Genomic DNA, 17,329 nt, shown 5'->3' with positions numbered 1-17,329 from the left:
CCAAGGGCATCGACCCCGGTGCGTGGTTTCCAGCCCGCGTCGGGTGCGGGCTGCCCTGACCCGACGGGCGCGGCCCTGACTGCTGTGCGTACCGCAATCTCCCCCGCGAGCGCCGACCCGCCGGATTCTGCACCCATCGTGGAGTACGTCGGCGAGGCGCTCACTGTGCGTACCGAGGCGGATCCGTCGACGCCGGCGCTCAGGCTGGCCGCCTCCCTGCCTGCCGAGCAGGGACGGCGGGCAGTGGTGAGCGCGCCGTCGATGACGGCCCGCCCCGATCTGTTCGAGCAGTTGGTGGACGCGCTGTTTGAGCACCTCGGCGGTGTCGCCACCGGGGTCCGGTTGGTGCCCCTCGGGTCGTACGCCCCCTCGGTCGATCTTGCCAAGGAGGTGCACCTCCTGGCCGAGTGGATCGGCCAGGAGGTTACGTTTCCGCAGACCGAGCTGACGGTCTCGGCCGGTGCCGTGCTCCAGCCCGTGCCCTGGCGGACGGTGGACCCGGAGGGCGCCGTCCGGTCCGAACCGCCCTGGCCACCACTGCCGTCCCCAGCACCACTGCCACCCCCGGCAGTGCCGCCGCCACCGGCGGTGCGGCTCTCTGTCGCCACACGCTGGCCACACGTGCTCCTGCACACGAACGGCGGTCTGGTCGATCTGCCGGGCCGACGCCCGCCCCGCGTTCTGTCGCCGGCCCGGCCCGCGCCCCGCGCCGGCCGCGGCTCGTCGGCGACCGCCGCCACCGTGCCCGCCACGATGCCCGGTGTACGCACCGCGGCGGGCTGGTCATTCGTGGACGAAACGGTGCTGGGCAACGCCCCGATCCTGGCCGGCTTCCTGGTCGAGATCTCGGTGCGGGTCACCGGATTCCGGCTGAACAACCGGCCGGTGCCGCCCCGCGCACTGGCGAAACTGATCGAGGTGTGTCGGGCCGGGGACACGCGACCGTTGGTGCTCGTCACCTACGGCGTCCCGGTGCGGGGAGGCGCCGCCGACCTGCTCTTCGGCGGTCTGGCCGACGCGCTCACGGCACCGCTGTACGTGGCCGACGGGCCGGTCACCCGTACCGCCACCGGGCTGCTGCGGACCACCGGTGGCTTCGCCCTGTGGGGCCGTCGGCAGCCCGGCGGCGCCTCCGGTCCGCGTCGGGTTCGGCCGGTTGGCGCGGTGTTGCCGCCCCGACCATCAGCGCGGGTCCGTCGACGTACTCCCCGGCCGGCACGTTCCCACCGACTCGGCACCGCCGTACCGACGATCCCGGCGCAGCCGACCGCCCCGGCTCAATCAGACGGCGCGGAACCGGTATCGGCACCCACCCCGATCGTCCCGGAGATCCTCGCCCTGCTCACGTCCGACCACTGGATCGCGCACCCGGGCTGGCCGGCGCTGCTGGTGCCGGTGTCGGACGGCACCCCTCAGCCCGGCGACACCGGATCGACCACCACCTCGCCGGCCGGCACCGCGGCAGAGGAGGTGCCAACGAGCGCCACGGGCCTCGGCCAGCCCGAGGAGCCGACGGCCGTGGTTGTGGGTTGGCAGCCGGAATCGCTCGCGGGCGTCGCCGGCGCGCTCGCGGCACCACCGTCGCCCGAACCCGTCGGGTCGCCGCCGCCGATCCACGCACATGGGCAGGCCCCGGACACGAGTGTGACCCCGTGGGCTCCGCGACCGGAGGGACCGTCCGGGCCGGCACCTCGCTGGCTGGTCGACGTCGATGGGCAGGAGGCGATCGCGAACCCGGGGGCGCTGCGCCAGGCGCTCGACGGCCGGTACGACGCACACGCCCGGGTGGTGGCCCGGACACTGGCACAGTCACCCGGGCTGCGGGCCGCGGCCGGCGGCTCCAGGGAACTCGCCGCCGGGCTGGTCGCGGTCCGGGCGTACTGCTGCGGCGAACGTGACCTGGTGAATCAGGTCCTGCGAGGTGGTGGCCCCGACGCCGAGGTGGACCGACTCCTGTTGGTGGCCCGCAGCGCCGGGTATGGGCTGCGCAGACTGCCGTCGGTCCTGGGGCCGGTCTTTCAGCACGGGCTCGTCGACCCGGGTCTGGCCGCCGTCTACCGGCCGGGTGACGAAGTGGTCGAACCGGCCTTCGTGGACGTCGACCTGACCCCCACGAGGGGTACGGGAACCGTGGTGCGGTTCGTCATCTGGTCGGTCACCGCACGGCGGTTGGACGCCCTGGACCCCCATAAGCCGGCCTCCGCGATCTTCCCGCCGGGCAGTCGGTTCCAGGTTCTCGCGGTCGACGACACCGCCCCCGACGGGTCGCCCCGGGTTCTGTTGCGCGACCTCAAGGCGTCGTACCGAGGCGGTCGGGACAGCGCCGAGCGGGTCCTGGACCGGTTGCGCGATGCCGACCAGGGCGGCGCGCCGGTCGCCGGCGACGCCGTACCGCTGTCTTTCGCACCTGGCCTGGACGATGCCGGCCGCCCCTACCCCGCACCGGCGCTCGCCCGTGCTGTCACGGCTGATGAGGATGAATGAGCGTGGCTAACATGCTGTCGGTTTCCGAGACCGAGCCGGGATGCGTGCCGAGCATCACCGCGGCGCTGGAACAGGCTGCCCCGGGTGCCATGATCGTCGTTCAGCCGGGCACATACCACGAGCAGCTCCGACTCGTCCGAGATGTCACAGTGGTGGCCGAGGACGGCCCGGGCACGGTGACCATCGACGGCGGCGACGGGGTGGCCCTGTTCGTCGCCGCGGGAAACGTGACGCTACGCGGGATCTCGGTGCGTGGCGGCTCGGCGAACCTGCCGGCGCTCCAGGTCGGGCGGGGCCTGCTCACTGCCACCAAGTGCACGGTCGCCGGGCAGGGGATCGTCGCGGTACACGTGCCTGGCGGCGCGGTGGAGTTGCACGACTGCCAGGTCAGCAACCCCGGCGGTGCCGGTCTCCTGTTCGAGCGCACCGGTGGCGGCACGCTCAGCGCCACGACGGTCCGGGACACGGGCGGCGCCGGAGTGGTGATCGTCGGCGGCGCGGACCCGGTGCTGCGCGGCTGCACGCTGACCGAGATCCGTGGCATCGGCGTGCACTGCAGCCAGGACGGGCGCGGCACGCTCGACGCCTGTGAGATCACCAGGGTCGACGGCTCCGCAGTGGTGGTCGAGGGCGGCACGCTGCGCGTGCTCCGCAGTCAGCTGCATGACCTGAGCGGGACCGGGGTGATCGTCACCGGGGGCCAGCCGACCCTGGAGGGTTGTGCGATCCGTACGGTCGGCGGGCATGGCGTGGTGCTGTCCGGCACCGCCGCCCCGGTGCTGCGCGGCTGCCAGGTGCACGACGCCCACGGGCACGGACTGCTCGTGCTGGAGGAAGCCACCGGCGCCTTCATCAACGGCGAGATAACCGGCGCCCAGGCCGCCGCGATCGCGGTCAGCGGGTCGGCCGCACCACTGATCGAGGGCGGCCAGCTGACGGACAGCCCGGGCGGCGCGCTGCTGTTCCAGGGCGAAGCCACGGGCACGGTCCGCGGGCTGACCGTGCGGGGTGGGCCCACCGGAATCGTGGTCGGCGGTTCGGCCACCCCGCTGGTCGAGGACTGCCTGCTCGACAACATCCAGGAGTACGGGGTACGACTGCTCGACCAGGCGCAGGCACGGGTGGAACGGGTCCGCATCGAGCGGTGCGGGTTCGGCGGAATCCTGGTCGAAGCCGAGGCGACCCTCAACGCTGACCAGGCGACGGTGCAGGGCTGCGGGGTCGGGTTGCTGGTCAACGGTACGGCGACAGTGACCGGATCGGATGTGGGCAGCGCCCGTACGGTCGGAATTCTGGCCCAGCGGGCGGCGAACCTGACCCTGCGCGGCACCCGGGTGCATCACAGCGGCGGGCCGGGTGTGCGGTTCGTCGGCGCCGCGTCCGGGCGGCTGGACGGCTGTGAGCTGATCGAGAACGTGGGTCAGGGCCTGCTCCGGGAGACATCTGAGCCGGTCGACGTGGCGCAGACCACGATGGTCGGAAACGGCGGTGATGGGGTGCGCCCGGGCAGCCCGGGTAACGCTCGGCCGGCGGACCCGGCGCTGGTCGGTCCCCGCACCCCAGGTGACCCTGCCGCACCCGGCAACGAGCTGCCGCGACCCGCCGCCGCCGCGGTGCCGGCCGGTCCCGGCGCCGGCACCGACCAGACCACCTCGCTGCTGGCCGAGTTGGACGCGCTCGTCGGGCTCGCCGGGGTGAAGCACGAGGTGGCGACGCTCGTCGGGCTGCACCAGATCAGCCAACGGCGGGCGGCCGCCGGACTGCCGGCGCCGCCGATGTCGCGGCACCTGGTCTTCGCCGGCGCGCCCGGCACCGGAAAGACCACGGTGGCGCGGTTGTACGGGCGGATCCTCGCCGGCCTCGGCGTGCTGCGCTCCGGTCAGCTGGTCGAGGTCTCCCGGGCCGACCTGGTGGCCGAGCACATCGGCGGTACCGCGGTGAAGACCACCGAGAAGTTCAACGAGGCACTGGGCGGGGTGCTCTTCGTCGACGAGGCGTACACACTTGCCCCGATCGAGGGTGGCAGCGGCCACGACTTCGGCCGGGAAGCGGTCGACACCCTGGTCAAGCTGATGGAGGACCACCGGGAGGAAGTGGTGGTCATCGTCGCCGGCTACTCGGCGCAGATGCGTACCTTCCTGGCCGCCAACCCCGGCCTGGCCTCCCGCTTCTCCAGAAACGTCGAGTTCGAGAGCTACTCGACCGACGAACTGGTGACCATTGTCGAGCGGCTCTGCAGCACGCACCACTACTCCCTGGAGTACGACACCAGGCTGGCGTTGGCGAGCCTCTTCGACGGCATGAACCGGGACGTGAACTTCGGCAACGCCCGGGTGGCCCGCAAGGTGTTCGAGGAGATGGTCGGACGCCAGGCGTACCGGCTCTCCCAGGCCGGCGACACCTCCGGCGTCGAACTGGCGCAGCTGCTGCCGCAGGACCTCGGCGCGCCGGCGACCAGCGGGGTACACGCCGGGGAGGCGCGTGACGACGACCTCAACCGCCTGCTCGCCCGGCTCAACAGCATGATCGGTCTGGCGGAGGTCAAGCGCGAGGTGGCCGACATGGTCGATCTGCTCGCCACCATCCGAACCCGGGTCCAGGCCGGGCTGCCAGCCCCGTCGGTCTCCCGGCACCTGGTCTTCTCCGGCCCGCCCGGCACGGGTAAGACCACGGTGGCCCGACTCTACGGCGAGCTGCTGACCGCGTTGGGTGTGCTCGCCGGCGGCCAACTGGTGGAGGTCGCCCGGGCGGACCTGGTGGGCGAGTACATCGGTCACACCGCGCAGCGCACCCGGGAGGCGTTCGACCGGGCCCGGGGCGGAGTGCTCTTCATCGACGAGGCCTACACGCTGGCACCGCCGGACGCCCGCCAGGACTTCGGCCGGGAGGCGATCGACACCCTGGTCAAGTTGATGGAGGACCACCGGGACGAGGTGGTGGTCATCGCGGCCGGGTACGAGGACGAGATCGAGGAGTTCCTCGCCACCAACGCCGGCCTGGCGTCCCGCTTTTCGCGTCGGATCCACTTCGCCAACTACGACGCGACCGATCTGGTGGCGATCTTCCAGAACCTCGCCGAAGCGAGTGGCTACGAGTGTCCCGGCCAGACGTTGGTGGCACTGCGTGAGCACTTCGAGCACATCCCGCGGACCCGTTCCTTCGGCAACGGCCGTTACGCGCGGCAGGTGCTCGATGAGGCGATCACCCGCCAGGCGGGCCGGATCCGTGCCCTGGTCAACCCGAACGTGGAGCAGCTGCGAACACTGCTCGTCGAGGATGTGACGCGGACGTGATCACGCGTCGACACCTCGGTGGTCCGCGCGGCGCCCACCCTGGCTGCACACATCATCGGCCCGGGGCGCACCGATCCGTCCCTGGGTTTCACCGGGCTTTTCGCACGCCTGCGTCGTCCTCGACCCGTCGCGGGACCGACGCGGGACTTGATGGCTACGGTTTGGGAGGTGACTCATGTTCGAGTTGGCTAGCACCGTCGGCACGGCGTACGCCGACGACGACAGTGACGCGGACGGGGCGTCGGACACCATGAGGCCACAGGCGCGCATGCGTTGGGTGTACGCCGCAAACGCCGAGCCGCTGCGCCGGTTTCTCCTGCGGCTGTGCTGGGGAGACCAGCAGCTCGCGGAGGACCTGCTCCAGGAGACGATGCTGCAGGCGTGGCGGCACATCGACCGCTTGCCCGACAACCGTGAGTCGATCCGCCGGTGGCTCTTCATCGTGGCCCGCCGCATCGCCATCGACGCCGCCCGGGCCCGCCAGGCACGGCCAGCCGAGATCGGTGTGACCGATCTGACCTGGTATGCCGGCACGATCGACGTGACCGAGGACGTGGTGACGGCCCAGACGGTGCGGAGCGCGTTACCGAAGCTGAGCGCCGCACACCGTGCGGTGCTGATCCAGTTGTACTTCTATGGTCGCTCGACCGACGAGACCGCGACCAGACTGGGGATCCCGGAGGGAACCGTGAAGTCGCGGGCGCACTACGCCCTGCAGGCGTTGCGGGCAGCGATCGGGCGGACCGACGGAGATTGACCCGTGGCGGGACGCCCGAGCCCCAGGGCTCGCCGGATGGTCCCGCACCCCGATGAGGGCGTGACCCACGGCTCGGTTGCCGCAGCTGGATGTCCTATTTCATCCGGGCCGCCGACGGGGGTCCGAAGAACGGGAACAGGCTGCTGAATCCGGCTGTCTCGTTTTCGGTCGAGGCTCCCGCGCCCGGGCGGTACGGCAGCGCACCCAGTCCGGTCCGGGCCAGGTCCCGGGCCTCCTGCCGCGGGTCGCTGTCCCGACGCCGGGATGTCGACGCACGGGTGCCCGAGTCGTTGCGTCGCTTCTGAGCCGAGGAATCGCTCTCCAGCCTGCCGGACGAGGGGGGCGCGGGAGGTGCGGGGAGCGGCGCCGGCACGTCCGTCCGCTGAGCAGCCGCTGCGGCGGGCGGGACGGTCTGCTCGTCAGGCGGTGCAGCGAGCACCGGAACCGAGGGGGACGAACCCATCGCCGGATCGGAGCGTCGCCGGGCCGGCGCGCCACCCAGACCGCGAATCGACGGAGACGCTGCTGACAGACCGTACAGCTCGGGCAACAGTGCGAACGACGGCCTGCCCCCAGCGGGTGGGCGTGGGGCGGGAGAGGTGCCGTCCGGCACCGGGAGCAATGCCCGCACCGTGGTCGGCCGCCCGTCGCCGTCGAGCGCGAGCAACTCGGTTCCGGGATGGGCCAGCTGCGCCGTCAGGTCGTCGAGCCGCACCGGTTCGTCGAACCTGCCGTGCTGCTGAGTGTCGACAGCGCGTACGACGGTGGTTCCGGACCGGTTGTCGGAGACCAACCAGTACACGTGGTGCGCGGTGTCGTCGCGTACGCGTACCAGGACCATGGCGTTCGGGGTGTTCGTCAGGGCCTGCCACAGGTCGTGGGGTGCGACCCGGTTGGCCGCTTGCCATGTTCCGCCCAAAGCCGTCACCAGGTCAGGCAGTTCGAGTGCACTGCGGAATTCGTCGGTCGTCGGACTGTTCGCCGCACGGCCGTGCATGACCGAGAACGCACCGGCGGCCCGGATGAGGCAGTCCTGTGCGGGGAAGTCGGACGACCGGGAATCGGGCCCGGTCACCGCATCCGGGGCCGGCGGCTCGACCGCACGGATCCACGAGTGGAGCCGATCGATCGATGTGTGTGGTTTCTCGTCGGACAGCGTCATGCGGAACGCGAGACTGCGGGCCGCCGACGCGTCCACCGGCTGGCGGGTGGGAACCTGCTCGCCACCCGGCGTCGGGTCGGGCTCACGCGGCGGCGTCGGGTCGGGCCCAAGCGGGAGCGCCGGGTCGGGCTCAAGCGGGAGCGCCGGGTCGGGCTCGATCACCGAGTCCTGACTGACGTCCGGATCCGTCTGGCCCGGAGGGGGCGACGACGTGCCCTGCCCTGCGACGGTGTTGAGGCGAATCACCAGGGTGTCCAGCTCGCGCTTTCGTGCGTTCCAATCGTGCTGTGCCTTCAGATAGGCCGCCGCGCTCGCGTGGGTCTTCGCGTCCTCCTCGATCTCGGCCCGGGTCGGCCAGTCGGGTGCGGGAGCCGGGGGGAAGGAGCGGCCCCGTCGTCGTTGCACCTCCGAATCGAGCCGCTCCCGCTCCAGGTCGCGGGCGGCCTCCTGCCAGGCCCCGAACGCGTCCTCCAAGGCGAGCGCAGCCGAGTTGACCTCGTCGAGCTGGATCCTGGCGTCAGGGTTCGTGGTGAACCCGAGAATCTGGGCCGCGTCCGACAAGGCCATCCAGACCTTCAGCGATTCGGGAACCGTGACCGTCACCGCCGCGTGCGCGGTGCCCCGGGCGTGCGGCACCTCCGCCACCACCAGGATCTCTTCCGAGACCCAGGTCAACGCGACCGGCCCCCGCTGCGACACCAGCGCGTGGGAGGCGAAGCCGCCGTGCCACGCCCCGCCGCTGTCCGCGGCAGGTGAACCAGCCCAGTAGGTGGCGCCGCCGCCCCCCTGGAAGGAGTCGGCGTTGCGTCCGTCGGTGCCGCCCCAGAACTCGGGCCGCTGTGCCGGGCTCCCCGACGGCTCACCACCGGTCGACTGTGCCGCGCCAGCGTCAGCCGGAGCGCTCACCTGTTGGCTGCCGATGCCCGCCACGGCACCGGTGTCGGACGCGCCGATCCCCGAGCCGACACCACTCAGCTTCGTCGCATAGCGGTGCCCATCGCGGTACATCTGTGGCAGCACCGCCTCCAACCTGACCGACCGCACCCTGCTGTACAGCGTCACCGTCATGGTTTTTCCGCCGCCCTCGATCGGAATGGTGATCGGGTTACGGGCCAGCCGCTTCGGAGACAGCCCCCACAGCAGCGACGGTGAGAGCGCGGTGGTGAGCTGGTGCGCGGCTCGGCCGCCCAACCTGGTCACCTCCTTCGGGGCCCCCGCTCGCCGCAGCGCCAGAACCGTGGCGGACTGGACCGGGTGCGCTCCCCGGAAGTTCACCACCTGATAGTGATCGGGCATCGGCGTGAGCGAGGCGGGCTCCCCCCACTCGCCAACCTGCCATCGGAGTGCCTGATCAGGCGTTGGTGTGCTCGCCAGAATCCCGACGCTCGGATTGGCCGGGGGCATCGGGCCAGCTTCGAGCGCCGACGTCCGCAGATGGTTGGCCCGCAGTGACATCCACAGGTCATGGTCGATCCGCAACGGCTCAGCGAGCTCTCGCCCCTTGTGGAACACCTGCGCGATGATCACCACTCGTTGCTGTGTCTGGGCCTCCGAGCCGGACTCCTCAATGATGTTCAGGTGGGTGTCGGCGACGGTGTCGAACTGGTTGGTGCTGCGGGACGTACCGAGGAACAAGCCGACTTCACCCGCTCCGGAGGTGGCGCCGTTCGCTCCACCGGCGCCACCGGGCGCCAGACTGGCCACGTTGTGGGTGGTGCGGGAGACACTGGTCGTGTCGGTCTTCGCGCTCGCCCCCATCATGTCCATCTCAAGGTTCTTCGTGCCGGCGTGAACCCGGTGGATCGTCGGTGCGGTCGGCCGGCCGGCGCTGTCCTGCGCGACGACCTGGACAACCACCTGGACGTGGTCGGTCCCGGCTGGGCCGCGGTAGGTGAGCAGAATCGACTCGACGCCCTTGCTCAGCATTCCCTTGAGGTGCGAGGCACTGGTCTGCGTCAGCACGACGACCTTGTTCGCCAGCCCATCCTCGCCGTCGTCGATCAGATGCCGGCCCTCGCCAATGCTCGCCGGAAGACGAATCCCCCGCAGCCATTCGATCATCTGGTTGCCGAGGGCGGGCAGGTTGAGGAGTTGGCCGGCACCGACGTACTGCGGTGGTACGGGCAGCCGAAGGTCCCCGTCCGCCGCTCTGCCGGGCACTGCGGGCGGGGCGCTGAGCGGATTCGTCGGCGCGACATCGAACACCTGCGGCGGATCGAGCGCCGGCTCGTTGTCAGTTGCCGGCCGTGCTGCGTCGAGGACCCCGCTGAACCGGGCGTGGTCGGCGTGGATCGTGCCGATCGCCGTGCCACCGTTCACTGTCCTGCTGGCCGAGTACACCTTGCTCGGACCGACGACCTGCGGGTTGACCAGTTCGGCATGCACCACGAACCGGACCCGGGCCACCACCGGCGTGGCCAGACCGCGCCCCGGGTCCCAGGTGTCGTTGAGCTCCACAGCCCCGGCCAACTCGACCGCGCTGCTTCGGCTGCGCCCGTACGCGCGCCGGTGCTGAAGCTGCCCCGCCATCGAGGCGGAGTCGCCGACTGCCCCGTCCCAACCGAGTCCCGCTCCGAGGATGAGCTGTCGGCCGCGACTGCGCGAGCCGCTGACGGTGGCGATACTGGTCCAGCTCTGTTCGCCACCATCACTGAACACGTCGTGTGGTCCTGTGCAGCTCTCGTCCACGATCGCCCGGACGAACACCGTCCCGTAGATCGACGGGCTGCCGATGATCTCGCCGAGGTTGGTCAGCGCGAGCGGCTGTTCGGACATGGCCGGCAGCATGCTTGCCAGCCAGTTCGGTCTACCGATCCGATTGAGTTCGAGGTACGAGTCGGAACCCGGCGTGCGAACCCCGACGCGCGTACCGCGGCCGTACGCGCCATCGTCGACCATCTGCCTCCGCGCGTCGGAGATCGCCTCCGCGATAGCGGCGGTCAGCTGCTCGCCGCCCTCCACATAGGAGACGTAGCTCCAGTCGGTGACCTTCTGCCCCTCGGTCGGCAGGTCGAGCGTCAGGGTGCCGCGCCGGGCGCCATCGAGTTGGATCGGCTCGACGGTGGGCCGGTTCAACGTGACCGAGCGGGACAGTTGCTGCTGGTCGGCGGTGAACGTCCGGTCGCGGGCGACTCCGAAGACGAAGTCGTGGCGGAACTCGATCACCCCGCCGACCGGCATCGGTTCGGCGTCCGGCGTGCTGTCGAACAACCGACGGGACATGTTCCGGGTTCCCACCGCGTGGTCGAGGATTGACAGCTCCATGGTGACGACGTGCTCGTCGTGGAAGAGTTCTTGGATACCGTGGTCGAAGCTCAGCCAGATCACCTCCGCCCCGGCGGAGACGGTCGTGGCGCGCTGGCGCTGGTACCGCAGCCGAGCAGTGAAATGTGCCATGCGCGCACCCCGCGCGTTGACGTCGAATCCGACGCTCGTGGAGACCCCTCTGGTGACCCCCGTCGACGTTGTCCTGGCTCGCCGCTGGCGTCGCGGGACCAGCGGCAACCGGACGGTCGTCGAACTGGCGGGTGGCGCGCTCGACACGGTCGCCGGGCCCTCTCCAGCCGACGATTCGGACACTTCGTGCAGCCCTGCGTCCTCCTCGGGCACCTCCTCGATGCGGGACTGCGGCGGTTTCGCCGGTGACAGACTGGTCGGCGGCTGCGTGATGCGTCGGCTTTCGTCCCGGGTGCCGAGGTGCTCCGGACCGCTCTCCGGATTGGCCCGGCGTGCGCGTATCACCACCGTCAGGACGTGGCGGCGGTCGGTGCCCGGCATCTCCAGGTTGAACGCCAGCTCACCGGAGGTGAGGGACAGGAAGTCAGCTCTCAGCGCGGTCGGGCCGACCTGCACGGTCAGACTCTCCTGATTGACCATCGCCTGGAGCACTCGATCGATCAGCGCCCGCTTCGTCTTGCCCGCGTCCCAGTTCGGTAGGAAGTCCCGGTACCTGGCGTTCTCCGGCCGAGCGAGGACCCGCGATATCTCGGCCGCGATCCGTTCGGCGAGCAGTTCCACGCCGAGCGGCTCGGAATCGACGCGCAGCCGACCGCCCTGCCACATGTAGCTGGGCAGGTGTCGGTTCTCCCCGCGTACCGCCAGGTTTCCCACCCGGTCCACCAGAAGTTGGTCCGGCCGACGCTCGACGGCGGGATCCTGATCTGGTTGGCGCACGAGAGGAGGCGCGGACGTCCCCGGCCCGTCCTTCGTCGGCGGTTGCTCGGCGGGCGGCGTGGCGGCGTCGTGCGTGGCAGTGTCGTGCGTGACGGTGGGCTTCGGTGCTGGCGTCGACCCGGGATCCACCACCGGTGGGCGGGCCGGAACCGGAGAGGTAGCGGCGTGATAGAGCCCTTCGGGTACCTCCTCGAGCACCCTCAGCGTCACCACCTCGGTGTTGGCCGTCCGTGGTCGCTTGAGCCAGAAGCGCCGCCGGCCGACGTACGCCGCCCGAGCGAGGGTCAGCTCATAGGTGGTCCATACCACGACGGTCGGGACACCTCGCAATTCCTGGGTCACCCGGGTGTTGGAGGACAGCGAATAGCTGGTGCTGGTGGTGCTGGTACGCAGGTAGACCGGTCCGCTGCTCAACCGCGCGTACGGCACACCCGTACCTGTGCTGACCTGCGCCCGGACCCCGGTGGTGGAGCTGATGCTCTGGCTGGAGCCGAGGCTGGAGATCGACTGCCGGCGGGCGCGGAACGCCTGACTCGGTCTGCCGACCTCCTGCACCGCGACCGGCCGGAGCTCCTTCACCATCAGGCCGCCCACCGCGCTCGGCAGGCCGATCCAGGATGTGCCGGGCAGCACCGTCGGGGCCCGGGTGCCGGTGAACAAACTGCGGAGCGAGAACGTCGACGACCACTGGTCGCGAAGGCGTTGCCGGTTCCGGCTGCCGGGAGCCGCCACCGGTATGTCGCCCAACAGACCCTCTGCGGCGAGGTCGGCTGTTCCCTGCACGTCGAGCACGAAACGGTTCTCCGGCCACAGCGCGCGCCCACTCTCGTCCATCCTGTGGGGCGTCGAGCTCGCGTCGGCGGGTGTCATCCGCGCGTGCCGCTCGTTGATCCGGAACCAGTGTCTGCCGAGCGATGTATTCGTCTGCTCCGCCTCGCCGTCCACCTGGACGCGCAGTTCGAGGTCGGTACCGACGAGGTACGACTGCGGGTCGCCGTAGAGCAGGGTGTAGTCGATGGCGGTGGCCGAGTTGCTGGAGGACTGGGCGGGACGGGCGTCGGCTACCCCCAGGGTCGCCGTGACCGGAACACCGGCGACCTCGGACGGCACGATGACCTGCCAGAGCCCACGCGATCGAGGACCATGCCCCCGTGCGGTCGCGACCCGTTCCCGCACGAACCGGCCCGCCCTGGCGCCGTTGTCCACCAGCACCGGGTCCGTCGACGTTGGCCTGGGCACCAGCTCGACCTGGACCTGTCGGACCCTGGTCTTCTCCCACCAGTGGCGCTTCGGCAGTCTGATGTCGAAGCGGCGACGCGTGTTGACAAACGATTCCGGCGTGGAACGCAGCGCCACCAGCAACGGATCCGTTTCGCTGACGGCTACCCCACGTCCGGTCAACGTCTCGCGGGTGACGTCAACCGCACGATCGGCCCAACCTTCGGGATCGAGCGGGGTGGCTGGAACGTTCAACAGCTCGGGCGTCCGGGCGAGAACAGCACGGACCTCGTCCGCCACCTCCCCATCGACCGGACTGACGGTGCTCCAGATCGGCTCCGGACCGGACGCCGACCGTGCCGAATCGTCCGTTTCGGAGGTGCTGCCAGACGTCGTCGGGACCGAACCGGCGAGAGCCGCCGGGCCCGTCGACGGCATCGAGGACGGGATCGGACGCCCGAACGCTGGTTGCTCGGCGGGAAGCGCATTGGCAGGCAGCCCCGGGCGTGGTGGGAACCGGGTGGCCGCCGGATTCGAGCGCGACGGCAGAGCTCCCGGTCGCCGGCTCGTACGGCTGGGGTCGAGCAGCGCCTCGACAGTCCGATCCCGATCGCCCGTCGGCCCGCCGTGGCTCCGCTGCGGTGGGGCTGTCCCCGGGTCAGCCAGCAGGGCGCTCACCGCGGCGGGCCGCCCATCCGGACCCAACAGCAGTATCCGGGCGCCCGGGGTCTCCATGGCCCGACTCCACTCGTCGGACACCGCCTCGCCGGGCCCTCGTGCCTCCCGGTCCATCGAGTTCGGCGCGCCCAGATCGATGTAGCGGGGGAGGACCGTGCCGGACCGGTCATCGGCGAGGAGCCCGAACACCCGGTCCGGATCTCCCGGCACGTGGATGACCGCCATGGACCTCGGTGTACGGCGGACCGCCGCAAAGGCCAGCCGTGCGTCGCCCATCGGGGTGAACTCGCCGCCCAGGGCGGATGCCAACGCGGACGGATCCGGGTTGCGCCGGAAACTGTCCGGCACCCGGCCAATGGGCATGCGCCCCCATCGCACCAGGTAGACGGCGAGCATCGCCACGACGGCGTCCGCGGTCGAGAATGGCGCAGCCCCGGGCGGGGACTCGTTCGCGGCGAGCCACTCCGCCAACCGGGGTAGCGCCGGCCGTTGTGGTGCGCCGTCGGCGACGAACATCGTGGTGGCCGCCGAACGCATCACCTCCCAGCCCTGCTCAGCTCCGACGCGGGGATCGGTCGGGGAGGCCGACGACGGTCGGCTCGCCGCATCACCCGTCTGTGCCTCGCCCGCTGGACCGACCAGTCCGGTACGGCGCAGCGTCTCAAGGTGCGCGTCCCGCAGCGTGGTGAGGGCCGCCACGGCCCGGCGTTGCGCGACCCTGCCCCGGGTGAGCTGCCGCGCCGACGGCCGCGTCTCGGACTCCCCGATCGAAACCCCTGCCGGGTACGCCGGCTCGACCTCGACGGCCGGCGGCCGCTCGCCGGTCTCGGCACGAAGCGCCGTCTGGAAGGCCCACTGGGCGGCAAACGCGTCGAGCTCGGCCAACACCTCGGGCGGCAGATCGGCGAGATCGGCTTCCGCCCTGCTCGGCGGGGTGTCGAGGCCGGTTGCTGTGCCACTCAGCTCGTGTGGGCGGACGAGCTCTGCGGTCGCCAGTGTGGGGATGTTGCGGGTCAGCGGCAGGAACAGCCACTCGTCGTACTGGTGTGGAACACGGGCGAGTCCGCCGTGTTGCCCGTCGAGGAAGACGACCCCGGAGGCGTCGCGTATCACGTTGAAGGCGTGTGCGGTCCTCGTTGCGCCCGTCGTTTCCCGGACCAGCACGATGCCTCGTTCACCCTCGGAAGCGTCGGTCAGGGCGTCACGAATCGAGGCGTGATCGGTGCGGAAAACCGGAGGGCTCTCGGTGTCCGGCAGTCCCAACCGCTGCCGCTGATAGTTCAGGAGGTGTGCTTCTGGTTGTGCCTCATCCGCCGGTGCCGCGAAGGGTTCGGACTGGGCGTAGCTGATGTCCGATGTCATCGCGACGAGCACGCAGTTCGTGGTGGAGCCGGCGGGGTTCACCGTCGTCAGCCAGGGGAATTCGGTGCGTGCAGTTTCGTCGTCCGGAATCGTCGTCGAGTCGGTCAGTTCGTGCCCGGTGGGGACCACCCCGTGGTTCATGAGGCGCTGTGGTGTCTGCCTGACCTTGTCGCGGGCCAGGTGGAGAGCGGTGAGCTGCGTGGCTGGGAGGGTGGAGGTTTCACCAGCCGCGGCCACCGGAAGTGCCGTGGCTGGCGTCAACCCCGCGTCGCCGGCCCCGCGGTCACTGTCGCTCCCGACCGCGAGTGACGACACGCTGTCCGGGCCGATCAACAGCGGCTCACGTGGCAGATCCACACCCTCCGGTGCGACGTCCGGGTGCGAACCCGACTGCAAGCTGACCTGCGTGCCGGGCTGCGCACTGACCTGCGTGCCGGGCTGCGTACCCGGCTGGGCACCCATCTGCGAGCTTGGTGGCGTACCGGTCTGCCCGGCCGGCGGCATGCCCGGCGGTGAGCCCACCTGCGTTCCCGGCTGTGAGCCCACGTGAATGGCCGGCGGTGTTCCGGTCTGCCCGGCCGGCGGCATGCCCGGCGGTCCCACCTGCGTTCCCGGCTGTGAGCCCACGTGAATGGCCGGCGGTGTTCCGGTCTGCCCGACCGGCGGCATGCCCGGCTGCGAGCCCACCTGCGTTCCCGGCTGTGAGCCCACGTGAATGGCCGGCGGTGTAGCGGTCTGCCCGACCAACGGCATGCCCGGCTGCGAGCCCACCTGCGTTCCCGGCTGCGAGCCCACCTGAACGGCCGGCGGCGTACCGGTCTGCGCACCTGGCGGCATGCTCGCCAACTGAGGGCCGGTTGGGTCACCAATCGGCGGCACGCTACCGCTGGTCGTGGAGGCCCTCGTGGATCCGCCCCACGTCCCACCCGAGGCCCCCGAGCCAGGCGAACCCGCGCCACTCGAACCCGCGCCACCCGTGCCCGCCGCACCCGCGCCAGCGCCCGCGCTGGTGTCGGGGGTGGCATCAACGTCGGAGTACGCCGGTGGTGGTGGTTCGTACGCGGGTACCGGGTCGGTGTCCGCGACCGTGTCCGGGGGCGCAGCCGGGGGCGTGGCCGGGGGTGGTGTGCTCGACGTGCGCGGCGGCTCGTCGTCGCGTCGTCCCCCACTACCGCCGATCGCGTCCCGGCCGGCGCCGATACCTGCGAACGTGACACCGTTGAGCACCGACGACACCGCCGTCGGGCCCAGGATGTTGGTATCGATCTGACCGTTGAGGATGCCACCGACGATGACCTCGGTGGCGACCTCCTCACCCGCGTTACCGGCCAGACCCGCCCCGGCTCCGAGCGCTTTGCCGCCCTTGCCCGTCGGGAGATGCTCCGTGACGCTCTTACCCCCGACCTGAGTGTTGCGACCCAACCGGCGCATGCCCGCCCCGCCCAGCCCGAACAGGCCACCGACCAGGCTCTCCAACGCACCCGACGCCGCCGCGTCACCGGTGTTCTTGTTGTTCCACCCCCGCTGATACCGCTTGGCCCGGTTCATCAACTGCGCGAACACATCAACCAACAACTCGTACAGAATGTTGAACGCCGCACCCAGACTCGCCTTCGCCGCGAGCTGCATGAACAACCGGAAAATACCCTGACGAACCGCCGGCGCCTTCGCCAACCACTCCAACAGATGAGCCGGATTGATCCAGAACAACTTCAACGCGACGATCAACTCGAACAACAACAGGGCCGTGATCGCCATCACCGTGATGATCACATAATTGAACAACGCCGAGAACTGATTCATCATCTGCGCCAACGTGCGCACATAATCCGGAGCCAACCCCAACGACTCCGCCACATTCTCCGACGAATCGACGAAAGCCTCCTCGGCCGCGCCCATCACCCCGGAACGGATCGTCCGCACCCCGTCCAGGAACTCAAGACCCGCCTCATCCAGAGAATCCGCGACCTGGTGCAACTCCTGCGCCAAAGCGAAAAAACGCTCCGGCTGCAGACCCGGAAGCTCCTCACCATAAAACCACTTGAAGAACTCCGCCAGATCCTCAGAACTCTGAAAAGCAGGCACCGCAACAACACCCCCACGCCGGCGCAGAAGGGGGCTCGCCATCGCACAACGGCGCAGCCCCGCTTCGAACAATCAGCTATCACCGCCGAGGTGAATCCTCGGAGCGACCCACCTGTC

General features: G+C 70.5%; 4 protein-coding genes. 3 read left to right on the top strand and 1 reads right to left on the bottom strand.

The window, feature by feature from the left end; genetic code table 11:
• Nucleotides 1–84 precede the first annotated feature (84 nt).
• The 3 genes from EV382_RS13095 to EV382_RS13085 all read left to right on the top strand — a co-directional run bounded on the left by EV382_RS13095 (nt 85) and on the right by EV382_RS13085 (nt 6,534).
• Nucleotides 85–2,484, top strand: coding sequence for a hypothetical protein (locus EV382_RS13095; protein WP_130401865.1), 2,400 nt, complete (start codon nt 85–87; stop codon nt 2,482–2,484).
• A complete protein-coding gene (locus EV382_RS13090; protein WP_130401863.1) occupies nt 2,481–5,777 on the top strand; it encodes a right-handed parallel beta-helix repeat-containing protein in 3,297 nt (1,098 codons plus the stop codon). Before EV382_RS13095 ends, EV382_RS13090 begins: the two co-directional genes overlap by 4 nt.
• Before the next feature lie 175 nt (nt 5,778–5,952).
• Nucleotides 5,953–6,534, top strand: coding sequence for a sigma-70 family RNA polymerase sigma factor (locus tag EV382_RS13085; RefSeq protein WP_244236659.1), 582 nt, complete (start codon nt 5,953–5,955; stop codon nt 6,532–6,534).
• A 94-nt stretch (nt 6,535–6,628) separates the two neighbouring features.
• Here EV382_RS13085 and EV382_RS13080 read toward each other — a convergent pair whose 3' ends face one another.
• Complete coding sequence (locus EV382_RS13080) at nt 6,629–17,212, bottom strand: toxin glutamine deamidase domain-containing protein (RefSeq protein WP_130401861.1); 10,584 nt, start codon at nt 17,210–17,212, stop codon at nt 6,629–6,631.
• Nucleotides 17,213–17,329: the final 117 nt, after the last annotated feature.

This window comes from Micromonospora violae (assembly GCF_004217135.1).
Classification (GTDB): domain Bacteria; phylum Actinomycetota; class Actinomycetes; order Mycobacteriales; family Micromonosporaceae; genus Micromonospora; species Micromonospora violae.
Note: the sequence above shows the minus strand (reverse complement) of the source record. Positions and strands in the feature narration are given on the sequence as shown.